Origin of the sequence: Neobacillus drentensis (genome assembly GCF_036962765.1) — a bacterium.
GTDB classification, from domain to species: domain Bacteria; phylum Bacillota; class Bacilli; order Bacillales; family Cytobacillaceae; genus Neobacillus; species Neobacillus drentensis_C.
The window spans coordinates 1-19381 of sequence record NZ_JBALOS010000057.1; the positions used below are offsets into that span (position 1 = coordinate 1).

At 37.0% G+C, this 19381-nt stretch carries 16 protein-coding genes; all 16 read left to right on the forward strand.

The window, feature by feature from the left end; translation table 11 throughout:
* Positions 1–1117: ROK family protein (locus V7137_RS08865; RefSeq protein WP_335697742.1), on the forward strand; the 1117-nt coding region annotated here is incomplete at its 5' end.
* 20 nt (positions 1118–1137) lie between these two features.
* A complete protein-coding gene (locus V7137_RS08870; RefSeq protein WP_335697743.1) occupies positions 1138–1863 on the forward strand; it encodes a 6-phosphogluconolactonase in 726 nt (241 codons plus the stop codon).
* Positions 1864–1875: 12 nt separating this feature from the next.
* The gene (locus V7137_RS08875) at positions 1876–2829 is read left to right on the forward strand and encodes an ROK family protein (protein WP_335697744.1); all 954 of its coding nucleotides are present in this window, start codon (positions 1876–1878) and stop codon (positions 2827–2829) included.
* Positions 2792–4177 carry an alpha-galactosidase gene (locus V7137_RS08880; protein WP_335697745.1) on the forward strand — a complete coding sequence of 462 codons (1386 nt, stop codon included), beginning with the start codon at positions 2792–2794 and terminating at the stop codon, positions 4175–4177. The genes V7137_RS08875 and V7137_RS08880 overlap by 38 nt, the downstream gene beginning before the upstream one ends.
* A gap of 31 nt (positions 4178–4208) precedes the next feature.
* Positions 4209–6329 (forward strand): glycoside hydrolase family 3 N-terminal domain-containing protein, encoded by a 2121-nt coding sequence (locus V7137_RS08885; RefSeq protein WP_335697746.1) that lies wholly within the window; start codon positions 4209–4211, stop codon positions 6327–6329.
* 198 nt (positions 6330–6527) lie between these two features.
* Positions 6528–7439 carry an ABC transporter permease gene (locus V7137_RS08890; protein ID WP_335697747.1) on the forward strand — a complete coding sequence of 304 codons (912 nt, stop codon included), beginning with the start codon at positions 6528–6530 and terminating at the stop codon, positions 7437–7439.
* 20 nt (positions 7440–7459) lie between these two features.
* Positions 7460–8332, forward strand: coding sequence for a carbohydrate ABC transporter permease (locus V7137_RS08895; RefSeq protein ID WP_335697748.1), 873 nt, complete (start codon positions 7460–7462; stop codon positions 8330–8332).
* A gap of 26 nt (positions 8333–8358) precedes the next feature.
* Positions 8359–9987 (forward strand): ABC transporter substrate-binding protein, encoded by a 1629-nt coding sequence (locus V7137_RS08900; RefSeq protein WP_335697749.1) that lies wholly within the window; start codon positions 8359–8361, stop codon positions 9985–9987.
* A gap of 26 nt (positions 9988–10013) precedes the next feature.
* The gene (locus tag V7137_RS08905; RefSeq protein WP_335697750.1) at positions 10014–10589 is read left to right on the forward strand and encodes a hypothetical protein; all 576 of its coding nucleotides are present in this window, start codon (positions 10014–10016) and stop codon (positions 10587–10589) included.
* Positions 10590–10717: 128 nt separating this feature from the next.
* Positions 10718–12283, forward strand: coding sequence for a DUF4091 domain-containing protein (locus V7137_RS08910; RefSeq protein ID WP_335697751.1), 1566 nt, complete (start codon positions 10718–10720; stop codon positions 12281–12283).
* A gap of 21 nt (positions 12284–12304) precedes the next feature.
* The gene (locus V7137_RS08915; protein ID WP_335697752.1) at positions 12305–13960 is read left to right on the forward strand and encodes a DUF4091 domain-containing protein; all 1656 of its coding nucleotides are present in this window, start codon (positions 12305–12307) and stop codon (positions 13958–13960) included.
* Positions 13961–14154: 194 nt separating this feature from the next.
* Positions 14155–14928: an endonuclease/exonuclease/phosphatase family protein gene (locus tag V7137_RS08920; protein WP_335697753.1), complete on the forward strand. Its 774-nt coding sequence runs from the start codon at positions 14155–14157 to the stop codon at positions 14926–14928.
* Positions 14929–15127: 199 nt separating this feature from the next.
* A complete protein-coding gene (locus V7137_RS08925; RefSeq protein WP_335697754.1) occupies positions 15128–15925 on the forward strand; it encodes a glycoside hydrolase family 16 protein in 798 nt (265 codons plus the stop codon).
* Positions 15926–16078: 153 nt separating this feature from the next.
* Positions 16079–16921 carry a phytanoyl-CoA dioxygenase family protein gene (locus tag V7137_RS08930; RefSeq protein WP_335697755.1) on the forward strand — a complete coding sequence of 281 codons (843 nt, stop codon included), beginning with the start codon at positions 16079–16081 and terminating at the stop codon, positions 16919–16921.
* A 79-nt stretch (positions 16922–17000) separates the two neighbouring features.
* On the forward strand, positions 17001–17996 hold the full coding sequence (locus tag V7137_RS08935; protein ID WP_335697756.1) for a Gfo/Idh/MocA family protein: 996 nt from the start codon (positions 17001–17003) through the stop codon (positions 17994–17996).
* Positions 17997–18109: 113 nt separating this feature from the next.
* Positions 18110–19129 (forward strand): LacI family DNA-binding transcriptional regulator, encoded by a 1020-nt coding sequence (locus tag V7137_RS08940; protein WP_335697757.1) that lies wholly within the window; start codon positions 18110–18112, stop codon positions 19127–19129.
* Positions 19130–19381: the final 252 nt, after the last annotated feature.

Genomic DNA, 19381 nt, shown 5'->3' on the forward strand with positions numbered 1-19381 from the left:
ACCCAATGATATAAAGGATGAAAATAGAAAAATTATTTTTGATATATTGTTACAAAATCCCGAGTTGGCAAAAGTTGAAATTACAGAAAAAACAGCCATGAGCTTTGTTACTGTAAGTAAGATTGTAAATTTCTTTGATGAAATAGGAATATTAACAGCTACTGGAGAAAGTCGTGACGGCTCTGGTGGTTTAGGTAGAAAAAGAACAGTATATCGATTTAATGAGAACAGTTACGTTACAGTGGGACTACAAATTATCGGACAAAAAGTTACTGCTTTACTCGTAAATTTACACAGTAAGATTATTGATTCTTATTCCACTGAAACAAATATTCCATTTTATAGTGAAGATTTTACTTCGTTTTTCAAAGACATCATTATACGTATGAAGAAGAAGGCAAAAGAAACAAACAGTATTGTTTTAGGAATTGGTATTGGTGTCGATGGAGCGATCAATACGAGAAAAAAAACGATCAGAATGAAAATCGATGAAGGTACGGAAAAAGACTATTATTACGAGACAATAATCGGAAATTTAGAAAATGAAGTTAATTTGCCAATATTTCTTGAAAATGATGTAAACGCTTCAACGGTGGCTGAATTTGGAAATTTGGAAAACTCTATGGAAGCACCAAGGGATTTGGTCCATATTGCTGTAGGGGATGGAATTGGTGCAGGTTTAATAATAAACAAAGATTTGTATAGAGGCTTCAATGCAAGTGCAGGAGAACTGCAGTATATGTGTTTTGATTCGGGATTCAGGAAAACACCCTCTTCAGTTGGTTGGTTAGAAAGCAAATTAGGTATTAAGTATCTGTTAAACACTTATAACTTAAATTCTGATGAAGGTGTCGAAGACTGTGTAGATTATATATCTACAAATCTAGCCCTAGCAATTATTAATATTATTAGTATATTGGATATCGATCAAATCATTATTAGCGGAAAGACTATAGCATTATTCCCAGAGCGTGTTTTAAATCGTACGAAAAAATATATCGAACATTACACAGAATGGACTCCCAATATTTCTGTGAGTGTTTCTGATAATTCCACTGCAATTGGAGCAGCTATTTTAACACTTCAACGTGAAATGATAAAGGTCATTTCTATGTGAAGTTATAGGAGTGAACGATCATGATAAGAATTTTTGAAAATGAAGAAGCAGTTGCAAATGAAATCGCAAAAGAAATGAAGGAACATTTATTACATGATGAAAACCCGGTTTTTTGCTTAGCCTCTGGTAGTACGCCAGAGAAAAGTTATCGTAAGTTTGCTAAAGAAGTAGAGAGAGAAAGAAGAGTTAAAGAACTTAAAATCGTAAGTTTAGATGAATGGGTCGGAATTGATAGAGATTCTGAAGGAAGCTGCTATCAAATGTTAAATAAAGATTTATTTTCTCTTGTAGGATTAGCTAGTGAGCAAATAGAATTTTTTGATGGAACAATGCTAGATTTACAAAATGAATGTTCAAGAATTGATGATTTTATTGAAAAGAATCCCATTACGTTTAGTCTTATGGGTGTGGGGATGAATGGACACATTGGCTTAAATGAGCCTGGTTGTTCTGTTTTGAATCATAGTAGTGTAGTAGAATTATCAGAAAAAACGAAGGAAGTTGCTCAGAAATATTTTAATCAACCTACAGAGTTAGAGAAAGGAATTACCTTAGGTTTAAATCAAGTTGTCCATAGTAGAAGAGTAGTTGTAGCTATAACGGGCGAACGAAAGGCTCAAATAGCCAAAGAAATAGTTTCTAATCTAGAAGCAAAATTACCAGCACAGGAATTGCTAGGATATGAACATATTGACTTCTTCTTTGATTTGGAAGCAGCGAAATATATTAATTGCAATAAAGATTGAGGAGTTAACAAGATGAGTGGCAGTGTTATAGGGATAGATATTGGAGGGACAAACATTCGAGTTGGATTGGTGGATGAAAATCTACATTTGATTCGGAAGGCGACAGCGTTGACAAGTAATTTTCAAAATGCTGATGAAATGTTTAGACATATAAAAAAGATGACAGAAAAAGTGAATGAAACAAAAGGAGCCAGTAAAATTGGGCTTGCCCTACCTATTCCGTGGCATAAAGAAACTGAATGTATTTTTGATGCAACAAACATTCCTTGTTTAGAAGGATTGACTATTAAAAAAATAGAGTCCTACTTTCCCGAATACGAAGTTTACTTCGAAAATGACGTGAACGTTGTAGCGATTCTGGAATCAGATCATGGAGCCTCAAAAGAATTTAAGGAATCTATGTATATCACTGTTAGTACAGGAATCGGAAGTGGAATTATTTATAATAAAGAAATTGTTCATGGTGCTCACGGTTATGCTGGAGAAATTGGGAGTATGATTATCTCTGATAGTAAAAAAAATCATTCAACACTATATGATGGAACCTTAGAATCTCTCTGCAGTGGTTATGCCTTAGAAATGGAAAGTAAGCATTTGTATGATGTTGATGGTACGACACAGTTATTATTTGAAAAGTATCAACAAGGAGATAAAAAAGCTATAGAAGTAATTAATGTATGGGTTGAGCATTTTTCTAGTGCGATTGCTTCTTTGATACAGACTTTAGATCCAAGTGTTTTTGTTGTTGGGGGAGCAGTTATTTATAACAACCCATGGTTAATAGAGAAAATAATTGAAAGCGCTAAACAAAAAGTTCTCGAGAATTTAAAAGATAAAGTAAAAATTGTTCTTTCGGTATTCGGCTTAGATGCAGGAGTTATCGGAGCTGGATATTTAGCTTTAAAAAACTCAAAGGAGAATGATGATCATGAAAAAAATGAAGGTGTCGTTAATTGGAGCTGGTAGTGTATCTTTTGCATTAGGAGCGCTTCAAGATATGGTTCTGTCAAATAGGTTGAAGAATCAAGTTGAACTGGAAATTGCACTTATGGATATAAATGAAGAAAATGTGAATAGGACCTATAAATATGCAACAGAAATGTTTACTGCATTTTCACATCCAGCAAAGATTTGGCAAACAACAAATTTAGAGGAAGCATTAATAGATGCTGATTTCGCTATTGTTGCAATTGAAGTAGAGCGATATTTTTATTGGTCTCAAGATTTTCATATTCCTCGTCGTTATGGCAGTAAACAAATTTATGGTGAAAATGGTGGGCCGGGTTCCATGTTCCATACATTAAGAAATTTAGGGCCTATGCTTGAAATTGCTAAAACGATGGAAAAAGTTTGTCCAAATGCATGGTTCATTAATTATACAAATCCAGAAGCGAAGTTAGTGGAAGCAATTTCTAAACTAACATCTATTAAAGTAGTAGGCTTATGTCACGGTTTAGATATGGGAATTCATCAATTATCTGAATTTTTAGAAATGGAAACAAGTGAAATAGGCGTTGAAGGTGGAGGGCTAAATCACTTTGGCTTCTTTACGAAAGTTTGGAATAAAGAAACTGGCGAAGATTTGTACCCATTATTTTATGAAAAAGAAAAGAAAGCCAATAGTTTAGCCCAATTTGATCATATCGCGTTATCTAGAACGATGTACCATATTTATGGTTATTATCCGTATCCTGGTACAAATCATTGTGGAGAGTATGTATCGTATGCTGAAGATTTTTATGCAGGATTATCATTGCAGTATCGCTATGACCCAATGAGAGAAAAATTATGGGATAAGGATTCAAGAACACCGGACTTTGTGTATGCCGCCAGTGGGAATAGCTTGGATAAAGGTTTATTTTCAAAAATTCAAACTCAAGAACTTTGGACAGAGCAGGCGTATAAATTTGATAAAGAACATGTTCAAACCAGTTGTGAATACGCTATCCCAATTATTGAAGCTATTTTCTTTGACGATGAAGTTCAATTAAACGCAGTAAATATGCCAAATAACGGTGCGATAAAGGGACTTCCGGATGATATGGTAGTTGAAACACAAGCAATTGTTAATGGAAGTGGGATTACCCTTAAACCAATGACAGTAGAATTACCAACGGCAATTATTGGAACGATTCATATTCAAGGATCAATCCATAAACTATTAATTGAAGCGTTTCTAGAGAAATCAAAAACAAAATTATTACAAGCAATCTTACTAGATCCGCAAGCCCCTACCTATTATCAAGCATGTGCCATGATTGATGAAATGTGCGACTTACAAAAAGATATTCTACCAAAACTAGAGTGGAAGTAATTTTCTACTAAGGAAAGTAGTGAAATTTTGTATGGAAAACAAAGAAATACTAGAGTTACTTCAAGAAATGACACTTAAAGAAAGAATTGGACAACTCACTCAAATTACCGGGGAACATTATGTGGGTAAAATTGACAATGAAATGGTCGAAACTGGTCCGGGTTATTCCCAAGAACTACTTGATGGAGATACCTTATATACAATCGGTAGTATTATTGGTGTTTCAAGTGCAAAGATAACAAATCTTATTCAATCGGAATATTTGAAAAAATCAAGATTAAAAATACCCTTGCTCTTTATGCATGATGCCATTCATGGGTATAAGACGATTTTTCCTATTCCATTAGGCCTTTCTTGTACATGGGATGAAAATATTTTACGAGAAGTTGCAGCGTACACGGCTTCTGAACTACGCGCTTCTGGAATACATGTAAATTTTTCTCCGATGGTAGACCTTGTGAGGGACTCTAGATGGGGAAGAGTGATGGAGTCTTTTGGAGAGGATCATCTATTATCCGGCAATCTTGGTGGTGCAATGATTAACGGCTATCAGAAGGATGCGGAAGGAAAGATTTCTCAAGACGGAGTAGCAGCATGTTTGAAGCACTTTGCGGCATATGGAGCTGGTATTGGTGGTAAAGATTATAATACTGTTGATATGTCTATGAGAGAATTTTTCGAATACTACGGTAAACCATATGAGATCGCTCTAAAAGAAAAGCCGAAATTTGTGATGAGTTCATTTAATACATTTAATGGTATTCCTGTGACTGCTAGTAAAGAAATGATGAAAGATATTTTAAGAGATAAATATCAATTTGACGATATTGTTATTTCAGATTGGGGAGCAGTTTCAGAATTGCAGAACCATCGAGTGGCCCAAGATGGAAGAGAATCAGCGGAGTTAGCTTTAACAGCAGGAATAGATATCGAAATGGTTTCAACCCTATATCTTGAGAATCATAAACAAATTTTAGAAGAAAACCCGGCGCTCATACATGAAATCGATGCAGCCGTTTTGAAAATCTTACAGCTTAAAAATGAACTGGGTATGTTTGAAAATCCTTACGTTGATGAAGATTTAGAAGAAACAGTCATTTTAAATCAAAAATCCTTACAATTCGCTAAGGAAGCAGCTAAAAAAAGTTGTGTATTGCTGAAGAACGATTCTTTGTTGCCAATTAGTAAGGAATACAAAAAAATACTAGTAGTTGGCCCATTCGCAAATACACAAGAGCTGCTTGGAAATTGGCAATGTAAAGGAAGTTTTGACGATGTAGTTGCTTTAGCTGAAGGCATGAGGTTAGTAGATGAATCCTTAGAATTAGGTGCATATGAAACATTGGAGGATTGTCCAAAAGAGGAACTTGAAAAATGTGATTACATTGTTGCAGCGATTGGGGAGCACTGGGAATTAAGTGGTGAAGGTCATAGTAGTGTGAATATTGAACTGGATAAACAACAGCAACAGCTTATTAAAGATATTAAGAAAACGGATAAGCCATATGCTTGTGTTTGTTTCTCAGGTAGACCTCTAGCACTTCAAGATATCATTGATGACATTCCTGCTTTACTTTGGTGCTGGTACCCAGGTACACAAGCTGGAATAGCAATTGCTGAACTTCTTACTGGAAAGGACACACCTTCAGGAAAATTAACCATGTCTTTTCCACGTTATTCATCTCAAGTGCCAATTTACTATAATGAATATAGTTCTGGGCGCCCGGCAAATGAATCCAGTTATAGCAGCAGATATCAAGATTGTGCGGTTGGTCCACTTTTCTCATTTGGGCACGGGTTGACTTATACAAAAACGGAGTACTCGAATTTTGAGATTTCTGGTCATACAATTACTGAAGAACAAGATATAAAAATCTCGTTCCAAGTAAAAAACCCAAGTGAGTATGAGTATTCGGAGATTGCTATATTGTATATTGAAGATACTGTATCGAAAGCTGTTCGCCCGATACGTGAAATGAAAAAATATCAAGTGGTGACAGTCCCTGCAAATCAAATGGTGACAGTTGAGTTGGTCATTACGTTAGATGATTTACACTACTTAAATGGAAGTTTACAACAAAGCATTGAGCCTGGAGAATTTAAAATTTATATTAATGATCTGGAACATTCTGTTTTTACTATCGAACATTAAGTAAACTTACTTAAACCCTAAAAGTACTGTTTTGTTAAATGAGTATGTGATGTTGCGCAGTGCTATATTTAATAAAATTAATTAATTATATTGAATATCAGTAGCACTGCGTAATATAGCGAAAATAATGGCTTTAAAGATAGCGCTTACTAAAGTGGGGAGCTAAGGTTTTATAGCCTTACGAAAGGCGGTATAAAGGTGAATCATAAATCTAAAAATAAATTTATTTCTCAATGGCAGCTGCAAGCGATGATTTGGCCAAGCATTATTTTAATGATTCTGTTTGCGTATATCCCCATGTTTGGGATTATCATCGTGTTTCAAAACTACTCTCCACTGGATGGCTTTACGGGATCAGAGTTCGTAGGTTTCCAAAATTTCCAAGCATTTTTAGGGGACAAGGATTTCTACAATGTACTTTTCAATACTCTAGGTATTAGTCTTGTGAAACTTCTCGTTGGGTTTCCTGCAGAAATAATCCTTGCGCTCCTTATTAATGAATTAAGAGTGGGTATGTTTAAAAAATTTGCACAGACGGTTTCGTATCTTCCGCACTTTTTATCTTGGGTAATACTTGGTGGAATGGTTATTTCATGGTTGAGTGCAGCAGGTCTAATGAACAATATCCTAATGTCACTGCATATTGTTTCGCAGCCAATAGAATTTTTGTCAGATCCGAATAACTATTGGGGAATTGCGACATTGTCTGACATATGGAAAGAAGTTGGATGGGGTACGATTCTATATCTGGCAGCAATGTCTGGAATTGACCCGACATTGTACGAGGCAGCTAAGGTTGATGGCGCCGGAAAAATTCGCAGAATATGGCACATTACATTGCCAGGTATTAGTCAAATCGTTGTACTTATGCTTGTACTTCGTGTGAGTGGTGTACTTGGTTCTAACTTCGAACAAGGTTTGGTACTGCAAAATTCATTGAACATGCCACGAAGCGAAGTTTTAGATCTATTTGTATATCACTTAGGCCTAGGGAATGGTGATTTTTCTTACGCAGCAGCAATAGGGTTATTTACTTCAGTTGTGTCAGTCATACTTCTGCTCCTAGCCAATTTGGCGACAAGGAAAATTAATAAGGCATCTATTTTCTAAATAAGGACGGCGGCCCGAATATGAAACAATCAAAAGGAGAAAAGATTTTTAATATTTTTAATATCTTGTTTATGATTTTCTTTCTTGCATTGATTATTTTTCCATTAATAAACATATTAGCCCTGTCGTTTAATGATGGAAACGATGCTATGCGGGGAGGAGTTACGTTTTTCCCAAGAAAGTTTACACTAGTGAACTATCAGACGATCCTGCAGGATTCTAAAATATATCATGCGCTTGGCATTTCAGTTTTAAAAACTGTAGTTGGTGTTTTTGGACACCTGGTAGTGACTGGAGCTGCGGCTTATGCAATGAGTAAAACTAATTTAAAGGGAAGAAATTTCTTCATTAAAATGGGTATCGTTACTATGTTCTTTGGCGGTGGTATGATTCCTACATTCTTAGTAATTAAGAGTCTTGGATTATTGAACAGCTTTTGGGTATATATCGTCCCTTCCCTATTTAGTTTCTATGACATGATTATATTTATGAATTTCTTTAAGGGGTTACCAGATTCTTTGGAGGAATCTGCAAAGATAGATGGTGCGGGATTTTTCCAAATCTTTTTCAAGATTATTGTACCGCTTTCACTTCCGGTTTTTTCTACCATTGCGCTTTTCCATGGTGTATACCAGTGGAACGACTTCTTTACAACAAAGTTGTATATTTCTAATCCGGATTTGTACCCAATTTCGTTTTTCTTATACAAAGTCTTAACATCTTCGGCAGCAGCAACATCTGCTAAGTCTGGCGTTTACATTGCGAATGCTTTTACAACTCAATCATTGCAACAAGCAACGATGGTTGTGACAACACTACCAATTATCCTGGTTTATCCATTCTTACAACGATATTTCATAAGTGGAATGTTAGTTGGCGGAGTAAAAGAATAAACAAAAACAAAAAAGGAGAATCACACATGAAGAGAGCTCTGGTTACCTCATTAATAATGGTCTGCGGATTATCATTGGTTGGATGTGAAGGAAGTAAGAATGCAAGCAGCGAAGCTTCTTATGACCTTCCAAAGGCAAAGATTTCAGTAAGTAAAGACACTCCAAGTTGGAAAAAAGACAAAGAAAAAGCGAACCTAACTTGGTATGTGAACTATGATTGGTTTGCACAAAAGTGGGGCAAGGATTACGCAACGAAGTTTATTACAGAGGACACAAACGTAAGTATTACCTACCAAGCTGGAACAAGTGAAAACCTTAATACGAAAATGGCTTCTGGAGACCTTCCTGACATCATCACACTAGATGGATCAGATCCGCTAGTAAAAGATGCAGCTAAATGGGCACTTCCTTTAGATGTTTTATCAAAAAAATATGATCCATATTTCTATAATGGAGCTTCTAAAGAAGAAGTAACAAAATACTACACAACAAAAGACGGACATCTATATGGTTATCCAAACTTTGCAACAACAAAAGCAGATTATGAAAAAGGTGGACTATATGGAAATGAAGCTTTCCTAGTTCGTAAAGACATTTACGAACAAATTGGTAAGCCAGACATGTCTACCCCTGAAGGATTCATTGCAGCACTTAAGAAAGTGCAAGAATTAGGATTAAAAGATGACAGTGGGAAACCAATTGTTCCACTTGGAACTTGGCCGTTATTAGCCCCAGCCGACAGCAAAATTTTCAGCGACACGCTTGCTGATATGATTGGAGTTCCATTAACAAAAAATGACAAGCAATACGACCGCTATATGGATAAAGATTTTCAAAAATGGTACAGCACACTTTCTCAAGCACGTCGCGATGGTCTAACTGACCGTGACATGTTAACCATGAATGATGATAACAACAATGCACAAGTTATCAACGGAAGTTATTTTGCCTATTTCCAACCAAACATCATTGGTGATACGGATCCAATGAGCCAAAGAAGTTTGAAGTCTCCAGATGCTCCATATATTGCTGTAAATGGCCCAGCTTCTACTATTGGAAGAAAGACAATGGTACAAGGTCCATCACTTCAAGGATGGACATTAACTTTCATTTCCAAGAAAGTTAAGAACCCTGAAAAAGCAATGGAATTGATAACTTATTTAACTAGTCCTGAGGGCGATACTGTAATGAACTATGGTAGAGAAGGAAAGACATATAAAATGGTAGATGGAAAGCCTGTGCTTAACAAAGATCTGCTTACTTTAAAACAAACTGATCCTTCTAAATATGAAACTGAAATCGGATTAGGCACTCACCCTTGGGTTACGGATAGTGCGTTATTATCAAGACAAATGGGGTTAAGTCAGTTCCCGGCAGCATTGATGCAACAAAAGGAATGGACTATGGATCATTTAATCTTCCCAGGTAAAGTTACTAACCTAGATGCAATGTTATCTAAAGAATCTGGAAGAAATCTAAATAAAATCGAGCAAAACTGGTCACAAACTGTTGCGAAAATTTTAAATGCGAAGTCTGACTCTGAGGTTGAAAAGTATTTTAAAGACTTTAAATCATATAGAGAGTCTACAGGTTGGAAGCAAATCACAGATGAAAGAAACAAGCAAATTGAGTACAACATTAAAAAAGGTCAATAATTTTTAAGCTGAAAGAGGGAATAGAAATGTTTAGTATTGAGGGAAAGTTTTATGGATTGTTGTCATTAATTGCACAACTGATTGCCTTGAACGTACTCTTTAACGTCATTTCTATTCCCATTTTCACTATACCGGTGGCTTTGCTTTACTTATGCCATTGTGTCTTAAACCTTGTAGAGGATCGTAAGGTTTTCCATAACATGAAGCTCACCAAGAGGATCTGGAAGCAGTCTCTAATTGCATTTGTAGTCAGTTTATTCTCGCTTCTTTCTACTTATTTTCTTTTGAGAAGTGGAATTAATTTTATAACTCTATTTATTTCATCATTGGTTGTATCGTTTAACATGATTAGTTATTTGGTAATTTTGTCTTATGAAGTAAAGACATTACATGTTTTCAGAGTAGCATTTTTTTATTCACTAGCGTATTTTTACAAATCAATTATTCCTGTCTTTGCCGGGTTACTTGTAGGTATTGTACTGTGGAGCACTTTCCCGATGTTTATCGTACTAGGCCTATTTTCAACCTATATGTTTGTTTTTTTAAAGCTAAATACAAGTACACTTTCGAAGATTTTTACAAAAACTATTTTGGAAGAGTAAAATCAATCAATTTTAAGTAGTGAGTCATGGTAATTTATATGACTCACTATTTTTGTAAATGGACAATATTTTTAATTCGTTTTACAAGAAACATCATAAACAAAGTAGTGGATGAGGTTGGTATATAAATGAAATATCAAGTCGTAAACCAAAATGAATGGCTGTATAGCGATAGTATTGTTTCAAAACTTGGAGTTAATGAAGTTCAACTCAATACGGCAAAGGCAGCCTATGTTTCAACTCAAATCTTGCTGAATAATTTAGAAATTGGTGCCAAGTATAAATGGAGTTGTCATCTGCCAACAGGTATTTCTTTAGAAGTCTACAAACAGATTGATGTGCTATGTGAAAAAAACACAGGTCCAGTAAGTTTCTGTGTAAACGAAGAGGAAGGCGAGTCAGCGGAAGGCTACACGACTAGGAAGGCCCCATTCCGTGTGAATGATGCCCTTCAACCGATTTTACATGGAGAATTAGAAGTTAAAACACCAACGGAAGCACTTTATTTAGCGTTTTATGTAGATGAGTGTGTAAGTGCTAGAGAACATGTTTTTAATTTTGAACTTATGGTTGGGGAGAAGTGTGTTTTAATCCCAATAAATTTAAAGGTATTTAATGTTTCTATTCCTAAAGATAAGAATTTGTATATTTCAAATTGGTACAGGGTTGATAATATTGCGACTCAACATGATCTGGAAATGTGGTCTGAAGAACATTGGGCAATGATAGACAAATATGCTGATTTAATGGCGAGAACCCGACAAACTCACTTTTGGATTCCGAACGAAATCCGTGAAGTTTCTAAACTTGAAGATGGAACTTACGCGTTTAAATTTGACCGTACAAAACGCCTGATAGAAATGTTTCTTTCAAAAGGCTTTACACATATTGAAGGTAATCTATTGTATGTCCGCAATGATTTTTGGGATTCAAATTTCGTTGTCGATATTCTGGGAAATCGCGTTCCTGCAAGATCTCCTGAAGGATACGACTTCGTGAGCCAATATTTAAAAGCATGGAAGACTTTCTTAGAGGAAAATCACTGGCTAGAAATTCTACACCAACATGTTGGGGACGAACCAATAGATAATTGTAAAGATGAGTATCGTATGCTGTCGAGTATTGTGCGAAAACACTTACCAGGCGTTCCCTTGATGGAAGCTGTAGAAACGTACGATCTAGATGGAGCGGTGGATATTTGGATTCCAAAGAACAATTACTATAACGAGAATATGGCTAAGTTTGAACGTATAAGAAAAAATGGCGATGAATTATGGTTTTATACATGCTGCTTCCCGGGTGGTCACTATTTGAATCGTCTCTGGGACATGCCGCTCATCCGAACTCGTTTATTACATTGGGGGAACTATCGATATGATATGAAAGGCTACCTACACTGGGGTTTTAACTGGTGTGAGGAAGCGGATCCTTTCAATCACGAGAATCTTTTCTTCCCGCCGGGAGACACGCATATCTCCTATCCAGGTGGAAACATTCCTTGGGGAAGTATGCGATTGGAAACCATGAGAGCAGGCGTTCAGGATTACGAACTACTTAACATGCTTGCTAAAAAAGACAAGGCGCTGGCTGATGAATTGTGTAAAAGTTGCCTAGAATCCTTTGACAAGCCAAATGAGGATACAACACATTTTGAAGAAGTTCGCGTAAAGATTTTGATTGCACTTGAAAAATAAATTTAATAAGGTAGGTTCTTTATGAAGTTCGAAACGAGATTAATTAGTCCACTTGAAAAGGTTTTTCCAGATGAAGATTTGAAAGCAAGCTGTTATGACCGCACGACGGCGTTAATTGATGAGTATGTTTCGTTCCAACTAGCAGTAAAAGCAATGGAGCTTACACACAATTTAAAGATAGAAATAAATTCAGAAATCAAAGACCGTGTGGAAATTGGACATGTCGGGCTCGTACCTTCTAATATGCCTAACTATCGCGATCATGATGGCTATCTTTTGCGCACGACACCTGGGCTTTATCCGGATCCAATTTTACCGGGGAATAAAATCCATGCTGTTCATGAACAGTGGAATAGTTTCTGGGTTTATGTAAACACAAAGGGTTTAGAAAAAGGAAAGTATGAGATTGGACTAGATGTAGTTCACGAGAACAAAACGGTTTCAACTGAAGTGTTCACCCTCGACTTACTGAACGTAGAAATGGCTGATCATGGGCTAAAGCGTACTGAATGGTTTTATTTTGATTGCATCGCGGATCAGCACAACGTAGAAATGCTTTCTGAGGAACATTTCAAACTTATTGAAAATTACATTGAAAATTATGTAGAGCACGAAATTAATATGATTCTAACACCACTTTTCTCACCTGCACTTGAAATGCATGTTGGTGGAGATCGTCCAACAGTACAGTTGGTTCGAATCATGAAAGATTCAGGTGTGTATGCTTTTGATTTCAAATTACTCGATCGTTTTATGACGATGTGTTTAGAAAAAGGTATGAAATATTTTGAAATGACTCATTTGTTCTCTCAATGGGGAGCTGAATATGCACCGAAAATATATGCGGATGTGGATGGCGTAGAAACGAAGATTTTTGGGTGGCATACCCGTGCGGACTCAGACGACTATAAAGAGTTTTTGAAGGCATTCCTAAAATCACTTCAAGAATTTTTACAAGAAAAAGGTTGGGAAGAACTATGCCACTTCCATATCTCTGATGAGCCGAATACGAGCAATATCGAGCACTATAGCGTTGCTCGAAACATCATCAAGGAGATTGGGTTCAATGCTCCGGTATTCGATGCGTTATCGGATTATGATTTTTATGAAAGAGGTCTAGTGGATGTACCAGTAGCTTCAACGGAGCATATCCCAAAATTCATTGAGAACAATGTGGAAAATCTCTGGGCGTACTATTGTTGTTGTGAGTATAAAGAAGGCTTATCGAATCGTTTCATGAATATGCCGGGTCTACGCACTCGAGTCATTGGCCTTCAATTATACAAAGCAGGTGTGAAAGGATTCTTACATTGGGGTTATAACCATTGGTACGGTCACAAGTGCTTAAATATGGATATAAATCCTTATTTAAATACAGACGCTGACCGTGGCTTTCCATCTGGGGACGCATTCTTAGTCTATCCAGGGAAGAATGGGCCTGTAAGTTCCATACGGTTAAAGTTGTTGCAACAGGCGTTTCAAGACATCGCTGCTTGTGTGGCACTTGAAAAACTGGCAGGGCGAGAAGAGGTGGAAGCCATCATTGATGAAGCCATGCCTATTGACTTTATGCATTATCCTCATGACGACCAATGGCTTCTTTCCGTCAGAGAAAAAATCAATCTTGCAATCAGTAACTATATGGTGAAAGACGGGAGCAAGTCAGTTTTACGATAAAAGAAGTTAAGGAAAGTGAGCTTAACCCGAATAATGGCCACTTTTCGTTTATTCAGTTGTGTATTTTTATAAGACAGTGGTCATTATATTCGTTTTTATGCTGATCAGCATAATAGTATGGGAGTATTATCCTGTGCTGTTTATTGGAGGGTTACCTTGAAAAATAAAAAAAGGTTTAGGAGGATCGAAAGTAAATGAAAATCATGACCTTTAATGTAAGAGTCGACATTCCCATAGTTGATGAAAATTCGTGGTCAAATCGAATGGGAAAAGTGGCAAAGGTTATTCACCAAGAAAACCCGATGATTATTGGATTGCAAGAAGCTAAGAAAGGGATGATATCCGATTTAGTCTGTGAACTCCCAAACTACCAATGGGCAGGTGAACCTAGACGAAAAGACGATGAATTTTCACCTATTCTTTATCGAAGTGACATGGTTGAATTGCTGGAAACAGGCACTTTTTGGTTGTCTGAAACCCCCTTTTTAGAAGGAAGTATTAGTTGGGATTCCAGCTATCCGCGCATTTGTACATGGGGAGAATTCTCATTAACAGAAAATCCGAATAAAAGATTTCGGGTATTTAATACTCATTTAGATCATATGAGTGAGGAGGCTAGAACACACGGTGTTCGGCTTATTTGGGATATAATTAATCAATTAAATAATAAGAAACCACTGCCGTCCATGCTGATGGGCGATCTTAATGACTATCCTGACAGCGAAACGGTTCAATTTTGTGAAAAGAAGATGCAATTAATCAATGCTTTTTCTATCATGGACCATGAAGAACATGTAAGAAAAACCTTCCACGATTTTGAAGGCGGAGATGAGGGAGAACCGATCGACTATATTTTCGTCTCTCCAGATGTGAAATTATTGGAAGCCCAAATCATTCGATCAAAGATAAATGGGCTGTATCCTTCCGATCATTATCCACTAACGTTGATGGTGGAACTTTTGAAATAAAAAGCAAGACGCTTGATTAAAGTGTTTTATTCTGGTTTTTCGCTTTCAACAAGCAAGAAATCTGTTGGAAATCATAAGGTTGAAAATAGAAAATTCTAAATATTCATTGTTATGTATTGCGATAAGAAATAAGATATGCTACCTTGGATTAATAAAAACGTTTTTATTAATATAGAAAATGAAAGCTGTGGGGTGTGTTATGGGAAGTGAGAACAGTATCAAATTAACAGCAGATAATGGATGGAAATTGGTTTGGAGCGAAGAGTTTGACGGGCCTGAAATCGATTTGTCGAAATGGGACTATGATATCGATGGACACGGATGGGGAAATAACGAATTGCAGTACTATACGAAGGAAAAAAAGAACGCTTATATCGAAGACGGAAAGTTGATCATTAAAGCATTAAAAGAAGAATATGAGGGCAGTCCGTACACTTCCGCAAAACTGGTTACCCGGGGCAAATTGGACTGGACTTACGGTCGGTTTGAAATCCGGGCTAAATTGCCATATGGTCAGGGCATCTGGCCTGCCTTCTGGATGATGCCGACAGATCTTGATATACACGGAGATTGGCCGAGCTGCGGAGAGATTGACATCATGGAGCTTTGTGGCCACGAACCGAACAAAGTGCATGGGACACTTCATATGGGAAATCCGCATTATTATAAAGGCGGAGACTTTACACTAGAAAATGGGGCGTTCGCTGATGATTTTCACACGTTTACCCTAGATTGGACGCCGACGGAAATGCGCTGGTATATCGATGGTAACATGTACTACAGGAGCAGTGAATGGTATACCCGTGAAGATGAAGCTTCAGAGAATCAACCCTACCCGGCCCCATTCAACAAACCCTTTTATTTGATGCTTAATTTAGCAGTCGGCGGGAACTGGCCGGGTTATCCGAATGAGGAGACAGTATTTCCGCAGACTTTGGAAGTGGATTATATAAGGATTTATCAGCCTGAAGACGGGAATTACGACACTCATGAATGAGAATTCCGTCATAGAGTCTATGAATCTATCATTTCTGTAACCCCATTTTCAAAAAAACAAGATGAGCTTTAATGGAAACGTATGGGAACAGGGTATAAAAAAGCTAAATGTCTATTTAACTGACTTTACAAATATATCATTGGAGGAAAAACGATGAAAATTCAACTAACTGAGCAAGAAAAAGCAACCAAAAAATTAGATCCAGAAACACTTGAAATTGCAGTAGAGCAAGTCAGAGCGAACGGCTACATCATTTTTGATAAAGTGATTTCGGAAGATAAGATTACTCATATACGCAACAATTTTGACCCTTTGTTCGATGAATATATTGAACGAAAAGGGTACAATACAGGAACAAATCGTGCTCAAATGTTTTTGCCTTTTACAGAGCCTTTCATAGATGAAGACATTATCTGTAATCCAATTGCCACATCCGTGATAGATCAACTTCTAGGTAAGGATAACCATTGTAATTACTTTGCGTCTGATACTCCAATGCCTGGATCAGATTATCAAAATGCTCACTGTGATATTATGCCTCTCTTTCCTGAATTGGCCATTCCTCTGCCAGTGTTCAGTCTAGTTTTAAACATCCCATTAGTGGATGTCACCGAAGAGAATGGACCGCTCGAAGTCTGGCCTGGTGGAACGCACCAAAATCCGGATCGGTCCAATCATGACACGTTGAATAACAGTGTTAATCCGCATTTGCACATCGTGCGCGCGGCAGAGCATATGTATTCAGAGAAAGTGTTTATGTCGGCGGGTTCTATTATAATCCGTGATATTCGAATGTGGCACCGTGGTACACCGAATCGTTCAAATGCCCGAAGGACTAATCTTGCAATGACTTTCAACAGAAGCTGGTATAGTGCAGGATCCTCCATCCCAATTCCGCAAGAAACTTATGACAGGCTGCCAAAGAAAGCGCAAGAACTTTTTAGAATGGAGAGAATTGGAAGCCCTATTAAAATGCCTTGGGAATGTTCAATCTAAGCACATTTGTTGATGGTGTATCTCAACAATTAAGAGATAGCAAGATGCAATAATTCATAGGATAGGGAGAGAAACACACATGATTCGTGTAGCTATTTTAAGTTACTGGCACGTACATGCCAAAGATTATGCCAATGACGCTCTTAATCACCCAGATACGGAAATTGCTGCTGTATGGGATGAGCTTCCATCACGCGGCAGAGAGGCGGCAAATCAGCTGGGGGTTCCATTCATAAAAGATCTGGATGAACTGTTGCAGAATCCCGACATTGATGCCGTCATTGTGACGACGCCAACCAATATGCATCATGATGTCATGATCAAAGCTGCGAAGGCGGGTAAGCACATATTTACCGAGAAAGTGATTGCACCTACAATGAAAGAAGCAAATCAGATTTTGGCTGCAGTTCAGGAAACAGGAGTTAAATTAACCGTTTCCCTTCCAAGACTTAATGACAGTTATACACTTGCGGTTCAAAATGTGATTCGTGAAGGTTTGCTTGGGGAACTAACACTTGTACGGGTTCGTGTAGCGCATAATGGTGCGATTGCTGGTTGGCTTCCTGACCACTTCTATAATTTAGAACAATGCGGTGGCGGGGCACTTATTGATCTTGGTTGTCATCCAGTTTATCTCAATAGACTGTTCCTGGGTATGCCGGAAAGTGTAAACGCTAGCTACGGCTACATTACTGGAAAAGAAGTAGAGGACAATGCCGTTTCTGTTTTCCGCTACGCCAATGGCTCATTAGGGATTGCAGAGACTAGCTTCGTCAACAGCCACTCTCCTTTTACTGTTGAAGTTCATGGGACTGAGGGCACCTTGCTGTATGGTACGCCAGAACCAAAAATGCTTATCCGCAGTACCAAAAAGAATGCGTCAACTTGGGAAGAGATTACTCTGCCAGAACCACGGGAATCCGTCTTTTGTCAATGGATAGGCCACATTCAGAATGGAACGGTAGCAGAGGAGAACATCATGTTGGCTTTGGATTTGACGAAGCTGATGGAAGCCTCCAACTTATCTGTTAAGGAACAACGATCAATTTTAATCAGAGAACTGTTAACTACATAAATCAGACATTGAAATATGCGAATTCTAAATATTCATAAATTTATTGTTTTTTTAAAAAATATGTGCTAATTTTAAGTATATATAAAAACGTTTTTATAAAAAGGACGAGTTCAATGGGTAAAGTAACAATAAAAGATGTAGCTAGAGAAGCAGGAGTTTCGATTTCTACAGTTTCTAATGCACTAAATGATGTGGATGTATTGAACCCAGCAACTAAAGCGCATGTTTTAAAAGTTGCTGAACGTTTAAACTATGTCCCAAATCTCAACGGTAAGCTGTTGAAATCAGGCGAAAGTAAGATGTTGGGCTTTTTCACAACTAGCGTAAGCGGTCCCTATTTTTATGTATTAGTTGAAGCAATGGCTCGCGAGTGTGAAAAATTAGGTTATGGATTAAATATAGTCGTCGCTAAGGATAAACAAGTTATTTTAAGTAATATTTTAGGACGACGAGTTGATGGTGGCATTATCTTCGAGGATTTGACGATTGACGAGAAAGATGTAGCAACTATGGAAAAAGAAAAGGTTCATGCAGTTTTTTTAGATCGAGTAATGAAGAAAGACACAATGGGTAGTGTCATCTTTGATTCATATGTTGCAGGTTATGAAGCCACTAAATACTTAATAAGTTTAGGCCATAAAAAAATTGCCTATATTTCCGGCATGGATACAATGTATGACAGTGTTCAGCGTCAAGAAGGATATTTAGCGGCATTAAAAGAGTATCAATTAGAAATGGATGAAAACTATCTTCTTCATGGTTATTTTGATGAAGCAAGTACTTACAATGCTGTGAAATCATTTATCCATTTGCATCCAGAAAAACTACCAGACGCTTTTTTAGCAGGGAATGATGTTAGTGCAATAGGATGTATCAAGGCATTAAAATCTGAAGGCTATCAGATTCCTGAAGATATAAGTGTGATGGGATTTGATGATATTGAGCTTGCAAAATACTTTTCTCCTCCCCTTACAACAGTTAAAAATCAGATTGCCAGACAAGGAATTCTAGCAATTGATCAACTTGTTCAAATGATTCAAAAGAAAGAAAAAGGTAAGATTCAAAAATTGCCAGGTGAAATTATCGTTCGTCATTCCAGTAATGTGAAAATAGATAGGACTAATCGCTTCTAATAGTGATTATTCCTATCTAGCTAATAACACGAAAATCATGGAGGTGATTTTTTTTAGATAAAAATAAAAACGTTTTTATTGTTTGGAAATATACAATAGAGGAGTGATATGAATAGTGAAGACATCCTTAATAGACAAGACACCCATGACATTTGAATCAAACGCTAAAAAACCAGTGGGACAAAGAGTGAAAAAATTTATTGTAGACTTTAAAAATCAATGGGAACTTCAATCGATGGTTCTCCCTGGTAT

What these genes read in the sequence shown, in the direction of transcription:
- V7137_RS08870 (WP_335697743.1), top strand. Translation starts at nt 1,138, where the DNA reads ATGATAAGAATTTTTGAAAATGAAGAAGCAGTTGCAAATGAAATCGCA.
- V7137_RS08875 (WP_335697744.1), top strand. Translation starts at nt 1,876, where the DNA reads ATGAGTGGCAGTGTTATAGGGATAGATATTGGAGGGACAAACATTCGA.
- V7137_RS08880 (WP_335697745.1), top strand. Translation starts at nt 2,792, where the DNA reads ATGAAAAAAATGAAGGTGTCGTTAATTGGAGCTGGTAGTGTATCTTTT.
- V7137_RS08885 (WP_335697746.1), top strand. Translation starts at nt 4,209, where the DNA reads ATGGAAAACAAAGAAATACTAGAGTTACTTCAAGAAATGACACTTAAA.
- V7137_RS08895 (WP_335697748.1), top strand. Translation starts at nt 7,460, where the DNA reads ATGAAACAATCAAAAGGAGAAAAGATTTTTAATATTTTTAATATCTTG.
- V7137_RS08900 (WP_335697749.1), top strand. Translation starts at nt 8,359, where the DNA reads ATGAAGAGAGCTCTGGTTACCTCATTAATAATGGTCTGCGGATTATCA.
- V7137_RS08905 (WP_335697750.1), top strand. Translation starts at nt 10,014, where the DNA reads ATGTTTAGTATTGAGGGAAAGTTTTATGGATTGTTGTCATTAATTGCA.
- V7137_RS08910 (WP_335697751.1), top strand. Translation starts at nt 10,718, where the DNA reads ATGAAATATCAAGTCGTAAACCAAAATGAATGGCTGTATAGCGATAGT.
- V7137_RS08915 (WP_335697752.1), top strand. Translation starts at nt 12,305, where the DNA reads ATGAAGTTCGAAACGAGATTAATTAGTCCACTTGAAAAGGTTTTTCCA.
- V7137_RS08920 (WP_335697753.1), top strand. Translation starts at nt 14,155, where the DNA reads ATGAAAATCATGACCTTTAATGTAAGAGTCGACATTCCCATAGTTGAT.
- V7137_RS08925 (WP_335697754.1), top strand. Translation starts at nt 15,128, where the DNA reads ATGGGAAGTGAGAACAGTATCAAATTAACAGCAGATAATGGATGGAAA.
- V7137_RS08930 (WP_335697755.1), top strand. Translation starts at nt 16,079, where the DNA reads ATGAAAATTCAACTAACTGAGCAAGAAAAAGCAACCAAAAAATTAGAT.
- V7137_RS08935 (WP_335697756.1), top strand. Translation starts at nt 17,001, where the DNA reads ATGATTCGTGTAGCTATTTTAAGTTACTGGCACGTACATGCCAAAGAT.
- V7137_RS08940 (WP_335697757.1), top strand. Translation starts at nt 18,110, where the DNA reads ATGGGTAAAGTAACAATAAAAGATGTAGCTAGAGAAGCAGGAGTTTCG.